This window comes from Bartonella sp. AA2SXKL (genome assembly GCF_042197205.1).
GTDB lineage: Bacteria > Pseudomonadota > Alphaproteobacteria > Rhizobiales > Rhizobiaceae > Bartonella.
This window is the reverse complement of sequence record NZ_JBHIRN010000188.1, coordinates 1-655: the sequence shown is the minus strand read 5'-3', so window position 1 is coordinate 655 and position 655 is coordinate 1. Positions and strand designations below refer to the sequence as shown.

Annotated in this window: 1 protein-coding gene; it reads right to left on the bottom strand. The window is 33.7% G+C overall.

Going from position 1 to position 655, the window contains the following annotated elements:
• Positions 1-271 precede the first annotated feature (271 nt).
• The coding region (locus ACFINS_RS10610; RefSeq protein ID WP_375706250.1) for a flavin reductase at positions 272-655 on the bottom strand (384 nt) is incomplete at its 5' end.

Genomic DNA, 655 nt, shown 5'->3' with positions numbered 1-655 from the left:
ATATTGTTCAACACCGATCAACACAAGTGTAAAATGCTATTTTTATAACAACCTAAAAATGTGTTTAAAGCCACTTTTTAAGTTTTTAGCCACTTTTTTGCATAAAATATACTCTCTTGAGAGAATAACCATTTAAGGATTCTCCGTATATCCCATTTCTACACATACTCCAAAACCTATAAAATAGGAAAATGCAAACATTGGAAATTAAGCGAATAATTTTAGCTAATAATCTAAACTTAATAACAACAAATCATCCCAATATTTAACTTTATAAAGGCAGAGTATGATACCCACGATTCAAATATATCAAAGCATCTTTCTCTTGATTACGGTTAATTGCAATAACTTCACCAATCAAAATGTAATGGGTTGCATGCTCATGCCAACAAATTAACCGACAATCAAACGACGCTAAAGCATCTGAAAGACTAGGTGCACCAGTCTGTAAAGTTCCCCATTGCGCTCTATCAAAACACTCAGTTTCTGTATAATTGTAACGCCTAGAAAAAATATCCGCTAGTGAACGGTGTTTTCCAGCCAAACTATTCACACAAAAGTTCCCATTTTCTATAAACAAATGATTCTTGAGGTTATGGCGCATGAGGCAAACAAGAAGTGTTGGAGGATCATCAGATAAAGAACAACATGCTGA